Origin of the sequence: Flavobacterium sp., from assembly GCF_044376915.1 — a bacterium.
Taxonomy (GTDB): Bacteria; Bacteroidota; Bacteroidia; order Flavobacteriales; family Flavobacteriaceae; genus Flavobacterium.
In genome coordinates, this window is sequence record NZ_JBILKB010000088.1 from 1 (window position 1) to 6933 (window position 6933).

Consider the following 6933-nt stretch of genomic DNA (forward strand, 5'->3'; position numbering starts at 1 on the left):
TATTGATCGATTTACAAAGTGTTCCTTCGGGTTATGTGACCAACAATGATAATATTACTATTCGAATTTATGATAATGATTATACGGTACAATCTTTTGGAACACCACTAAATCCAACATATGGATTAGTAACGCCAACAATTCCTGCAGGGTATTATGATACTTTAGAAGGATTGTCGGGAAGTGCTTTAAAACAAGCAGTACAAGATATTATTGCCAATCCATCGGTAGTGCGATTGCACAGTTATGCGGATATTTGGGACATTATTCGAACAGCCGATCAAAACCCTTTAAATTCCAATCAAGTTTGGTGCATGTACATTGAATCGCCTATGGCAAAAATAGACCAACAAGTTGGAAGTAGTATTGTAGGTAAATGGAATCGTGAACATATTTTTTGTCAATCAAGAGGAGGATTTGAAGTATCTAGTAACGACTCTGCGGATGGAATTAATTTTTGGAATGCCACAAGTGCTGCTACTGTAGTTGATGGTGTATCAGATGCGCACCACATTCGAGTTGAAAACGGTCAAGAGAATTCTTCTCGAAATAACAAAAATTATGGGACTGCAAATTCTGCTACCACTTATGCGGGACCAACAAATTCCCAAGGTTCTTGGCGTGGTGATGTAGCGCGAGCCTTGTTTTACATGGCTGTACGATTCAACGGTTTGAATGTGGTTGCAGGAGATCCAAGTGAGTATTTACCAAACACAACTACAGCGTCAGGGAATATAGGTGATTTAGCTACACTATTAACATGGCATCAGAGTGATCCGAGAGATGATTTTGAAATGAATCGCAACAATTATGTGTATACTTGGCAAATGAATCGCAATCCTTTTATTGATCATCCGTCTTTAGTACAGTATATTTTTGGGGCTAATTATGGACAGCAGTGGTTTTCGTCTTTATCAAATCAGTTGTTTCCTATGACTCATATTGTAGTCTATCCGAATCCTGCATCCAATTTTATTAAAATTTCTGGGGTAGAAGGTAAGGCCTTTGCAGAAATTCACACGCTTACAGGACAATTGATTCAAAGCTTTGCATTTGAAAGCGAAATGCAAGTAGAGTGCACTTGGAATCCAGGAATGTATTTGATTACAATTACTAATGGAACAAACACCCTTACAAAGAAAATAATAGTACAATAATTACTTTAAAAACATAGCCCTTCAATTGAAGGGCTATGTTTTTAAAAGTTAGGGGATAAATTGTATTTTTTATAGAAATTATCCAAAGCTTCCAAAACTTCGTCTTCGGTATCTACTACTTTGATTAGATTTAAATCATCGGAATTTGCGTTTTTCATTTTGTCGATCATTACGGTTTTAATCCAATCGAGAAGGCCCGACCAAAATTCAGTTCCCACTAAAATAATCGGGAATTTTCCAATTTTCTTGGTCTGAATGAGGGTTACGGCTTCAAAAAGTTCGTCTAATGTTCCAAATCCTCCGGGCATCACTACAAACCCCTGAGAGTATTTTACAAACATTACTTTTCGTACAAAGAAATAGTCAAAGTTTAGGTTTTTGTCTTTGTCAATATAAGGATTATAATGTTGCTCAAACGGTAGTTCGATATTCAAACCAACGGATGTTCCTCCTCCAAAATGCGCGCCTTTGTTTCCTGCTTCCATAATGCCGGGTCCGCCACCCGTAATTACACCATATCCCGCCTTACTGATTTTGTATGCGATTTTTTCGGCTAAGAGGTAATAATTGTCTGCTGGCTTGGTTCGTGCTGAACCAAAAATAGATACACATGGTCCAATTCTTCCCATGGACTCATAACCATTGACAAACTCTGACATGATTTTAAAAATCGCCCAAGAGTCGTTTGATCGAATTTCGTTCCATGTTTTTTGCTTGAATTTTTCCTGAATTCTGTGATCTTCGTTCTCGTATTGATCTGCTGCCATATTCGTTTCGGTTTTATTAGTAATACTAAGATAATTCTTTTTTCAAAAACTGCGCCGTATAACTTTTAGTATTTTTTACAATTTCTTCGGGTGTTCCTTTTGCAACGACTTCACCACCACCTTTGCCGCCTTCATATCCAATATCAATAACATAATCGGCTAATTTAACAACGTCTAAATTGTGTTCAATGATTAATACGGTATTACCTTTATCAACCAATACATTAATGACGTCCATTAAAACCCGAATGTCTTCAAAATGCAAACCTGTTGTGGGTTCGTCTAAAATGTAAAAGGTGTTTCCGGTATCTTTTTTGGATAATTCCGTCGCTAATTTAATACGCTGAGCTTCACCTCCAGAGAGCGTAGTGCTTTGTTGTCCCAATGTGATGTATCCTAAACCGACATCTTGAATGGTTTTAACTTTTCGATAAATTTTTGGAATGTTTTCAAAGAACTCAACTGCTTCATCCACTGTCATGTTCAATACATCAGATATTGATTTTCCTTTGTAACGAATTTCCAATGTTTCTCGATTGAATCGCTTACCCATACAGGTTTCGCATTCTACATAGACATCGGGTAGAAAACTCATTTCAATGGTTCTCACTCCCGAACCTTCACAGGTTTCACAACGACCACCTTTTACATTAAAGCTAAATCTGCCGGGTTTGTAACCACGAATCATTGCCTCAGGCGTTTGGGTATATAGACTTCTTATTTCTGAAAAGACATCAGTATAGGTAGCAGGGTTAGAGCGTGGGGTTCTTCCAATCGGACTTTGATCGATATCAATTACTTTGTCGATATGCGCTAATCCTTCAATTTTTTTATAAGGTTGTGGTTTTTTTACCGCATTGAAAAAATGGGTATTTAAAATTGGGTAGAGTGTTTCGTTGATTAGAGTTGATTTTCCACTACCCGAAACTCCGGTTACACAAACTAATTTCCCCAACGGAATTTCTACCGTCACATTTTTTAAATTATTTCCGGTTGCACCTGATAACTTGATTGATTTCCCATTGCCTTCACGACGTTTTTTGGGTACTTCAATCTTCATTTTACCGTTCAAATATTGGGCAGTAATGGTGTTTTCCTGCAATAACTCTTTAGGTGTTCCTTTGCTTATGATTTGACCCCCAAAACGACCTGCTTTCGGACCAATATCGATAACATAATCCGCATGTTCTATCATGTCTTTGTCGTGTTCTACCACAATTACGGAGTTGCCTATATCGCGAAGACTTACTAAGGACTTGATTAATCGTTCGTTATCTCTTTGGTGCAAACCGATACTGGGTTCGTCCAATATATACAAAACACCTACTAATTGTGAACCAATTTGTGTGGCCAATCGAATGCGTTGGGCTTCCCCTCCCGAAAGGGATTTTGAACTTCGGTTCAAGGATAAATAATTCAAACCTACATCCAACAAAAATTGCAATCGGGCTGTAATTTCTTTTAAGACTTCTACAGCAATTACTTTTTGTTTTTCAGATAAATGACGGTCTAAATCAGCAAACCAATCGGATAGTTCGGCAATATCCATTTGCACTAATTCGCCGATATTTTTCCCGTTTAATTTGAAATATAAGGATTCTTTTCTCAAACGAGTGCCTTCACATACTGCGCAGTCATTTTCATCCATAAACTCTTTTGCCCACCGTTTAATACTCGCTGAATCAGAGTTGTCGTATTGATTTTTTATGAAATTAGAAATTCCCTCAAAATCAATTTTATAATCTTTTGTAATTCCCATAACTTTGGATACCACAGAAAATTTTTCATTTCCGCCATATAAAATTATGTCCATAGCTTCTTGTGGGATGTCTTCAATAGCGTCGGTTATTTTAAACTCATATTTTTGGGCAATAATTTCCAATTGTTTAAAAATCCACGAACTTTTATAGTCGCCCAAGGGGGCAAAACCACCATTTTTAATTGTCGACTTGAGATTAGGAATAATCTTTTGTAAATTTATTTCGTTTACGGTTCCCAAACCATTACAACATGGACAAGCACCTTTGGGCGAGTTGAATGAAAAATTATTTGGTTCAGGGTTGGGGTATGAAATTCCCGAAGTGGGACACATCAAGTTGCGGCTGTAATATCGCACTTCTTGATTTTCTTGTTCGATTACCATCATTACATCATCACCATGATACATGGCTGTTTTAATGCTTTCCGACAAACGTTTGTTCGTATCTTCTTTTGAATCGATTGCCATTCGATCAATTACAATTTCGATATCGTGGGTTTTGTAACGGTCCACTTTCATGCCCAATTCCAAATCACGGATTTGCCCATTTACACGCACCTTCAAAAAACCTTGTTTGGCAATTTGCTCAAATAATTCGCGATAATGACCTTTTCTAGACCGTACAACCGGCGCTAATATAGAAATGCGTTTTCCGCTAAAATCCTCTACTATTAATGATTTAATTTGCTCATCCGAATACGAGATCATTTTTTCACCTGTATTGTAACTGAATGCATCGGCTCCTCGGGCATACAACAGACGTAAAAAATCATAAATTTCTGTAATCGTGCCCACAGTGGAACGTGGTGATTTATTGGTCGTTTTTTGTTCAATAGCGATTACAGGAGAAAGTCCGTCAATCTTATCAACATCAGGTCGTTCTAATCCGCCAAGAAACTGGCGTGCGTAAGCAGAAAATGTTTCGATATACCTGCGTTGGCCTTCGGCATAAATGGTATCAAATGCCAAAGATGATTTTCCAGAACCAGAGAGTCCTGTAATTACTACTAATTTCTCTCGCGGTATGGATACGTTAATATTTTTTAAATTATGGACTCTAGCGCCAATAATTTCAATTGTTTCGTCGGATGTATGTTGCATAATTTATGGCAAAACGCAAAGATACTGATTTCAAACCAATTTTTACACGAGACACTTGTCAAGAAAATAAAAAAAAGTTAGCATTTACACTATTATTTTATTTATCGTATAGGAATGTTATGAAGTGCTATTGTTTATTCAATAATCATGGATTTCAAACGGTGTCTGTATTTTTCCAAGATGAGTTGTTTGTGAATAAAACCTAGAAAAGTTCCGTCTTTCAACACAGGGAGTACTTTGCATTCTGAAGCATCAAATTTATCCATAATAGTTTCCAAAGTTTCGTCATAGAAGATAATTTCTTTGGGCGGTTGCATCACTTCTTCTACCGCGGTATATTTTACTTTAAAAGCTGAAAAAACAATAGGTCTAATTTCATCTAATGTAATCAAACCCAATAATTTGTCTTGTTCATCGAGCACTGGAAAAACTGATTCATCCGATTGTTGAATTTTTAGCACCAATTCTTCTAAGCTGTGGCTTAAGGAAATGGTTTTATAATCGGTTTGGATTAATTTGGAAACATCGATAGAATTTAGAATATTGGTGTCGCGATTATCGGTAAAAACATCCCCTTTATCCGCTAGGTTTTTAATATCAAACGAATAGGGTTCAAAACGTTTTGAAATGGCAAAACTGACCGATGATACAATCATCAATGGCACCATTAAGTTATATCCGCCGGTTATTTCTGCGATAAGAAAAATGGCCGTTAAGGGTGCGTGAAATAAACCACTCAGAATACCTGCCATACCCACTAGTGTAAAATTACCCACAGGCAATTTTGATAAACCGGAAATATTGACAAAATACGCTACACAAAACCCCAAATACGATCCTACAAATAGGGAAGGAGCAAAATTACCTCCGTTGCCTCCTGCACCAAGTGTAAAACTTGTGGCATAGACTTTTATGAGCATCGTAGCACTTACAAATAAGAGTAAAATCCAACGCGAGTCTTTATAGGATTCAAAAACACTATTTTGTACAAGTCCCTGCGGATTGTTATCGGCTAATAGTTTAATGCTTTCATAGCCTTCTCCAAACAAGGCCGGAAAAAAGAAAATTAAGATTCCTAAAATGGTAGCTCCAAATAGCGCTTTATTAATGTAGTTGAATTTTAATCGGCCAAAAAAATGTTCAATTTTTCGAAAGGTTCTGGCATAATTTATCGAAACAAATCCGCTCAATATTCCTAATGCAACATAATAGGGCAGGTTGTGAAAATCAAAAAATTGTACCTTTTTAAATGAAAATAAAATATCCTCATTCAAAAGTACAGTAGAAACTAAAGCTCCAGTCGCTGCACTAATCATGATGGGAATAAATGCGGTAATACTGATTTCGGTTAATACTACTTCAATGGCAAAAAGGACACCAGCAATGGGTGCGTTGAATGCAGCTCCAATACCTGCGGCAACCCCACATGCTAATAATAAGGTTCGGTCTTTATAGCTCAAGCGATAATTTTGCGCATAATTACTGCCAAACGCAGCACCTGTAATCGTAATAGGTGATTCTAATCCGGCACTACCTCCCATGCCCACTGTAAACGAACTGGTAATGATTTGAGCGAACATTTGTTTTCGGGGCATTATGCCTCTTTTTTTTGCAACCGCATACATGATTTGTGAGGTTCCTTTTTCAATGGAACCGTCGAGTACTTTTTTGATAATGATAACGGTAATGATAATTCCAATGATGGGCAACGTACTATTACTGAAGGGTAAATGGAATAGGTCGTCTAATTGTTTAGCCGATTTAAATACCCAATGTGCAAATGTTTTTAGAATAATTACTGCCATTGCCGATGAAAACCCAACCAGTACACACGACAAATAAATGAATTGTCTAGGTGTCAGCATGGCTTTCAATAGAAAAATAAAATGCTCTAACTTTCTGAAATTCTTAAGAATTAATCGGTTAAAGGTGTTCTTTTTTTTATACGACATGGTTAGTTTACAATTTTATACGAAGGTAATTTTTTAATATGAAAAATAAAACTAAATTAAAGTAATCGTAAAGCTTCTCTTGTACTTAAAGGCTTTAATTGTGCAGATAAAACAAATGCTTTAACCCCTGCTGGATTGAAACGACTGTAATCGCGTAATGCCCAACCTATAGCTTTTTGAATGAAAAACTCCTTGGA

5 protein-coding genes are annotated in these 6933 nt (G+C 36.7%); 1 reads left to right on the forward strand and 4 read right to left on the reverse strand.

Translation table 11 applies throughout. From position 1 onward, the window contains the following. A partial coding sequence (locus ACIQ6Z_RS08490) for an endonuclease (RefSeq protein WP_396210465.1) occupies positions 1–1157 on the forward strand: 1157 nt, incomplete at its 5' end. Positions 1158–1198: 41 nt separating this feature from the next. On the opposite strand, the gene ACIQ6Z_RS08495 is transcribed toward ACIQ6Z_RS08490, so the two are convergent. The 4 genes from ACIQ6Z_RS08495 to ACIQ6Z_RS08510 form a co-directional block, all read right to left on the reverse strand. Continuing rightward, positions 1199–1924 carry a TIGR00730 family Rossman fold protein gene (locus tag ACIQ6Z_RS08495; RefSeq protein ID WP_396210466.1) on the reverse strand — a complete coding sequence of 242 codons (726 nt, stop codon included), beginning with the start codon at positions 1922–1924 and terminating at the stop codon, positions 1199–1201. A 25-nt stretch (positions 1925–1949) separates the two neighbouring features. Next, positions 1950–4784: an excinuclease ABC subunit UvrA gene (uvrA, locus tag ACIQ6Z_RS08500; RefSeq protein WP_396210467.1), complete on the reverse strand. Its 2835-nt coding sequence runs from the start codon at positions 4782–4784 to the stop codon at positions 1950–1952. Between the two features lie 134 nt (positions 4785–4918). Beyond that, positions 4919–6736: a chloride channel protein gene (locus ACIQ6Z_RS08505; RefSeq protein ID WP_396210468.1), complete on the reverse strand. Its 1818-nt coding sequence runs from the start codon at positions 6734–6736 to the stop codon at positions 4919–4921. A gap of 56 nt (positions 6737–6792) precedes the next feature. After that, positions 6793–6933: DNA alkylation repair protein (locus tag ACIQ6Z_RS08510; RefSeq protein ID WP_396210469.1), on the reverse strand; the 141-nt coding region annotated here is incomplete at its 5' end.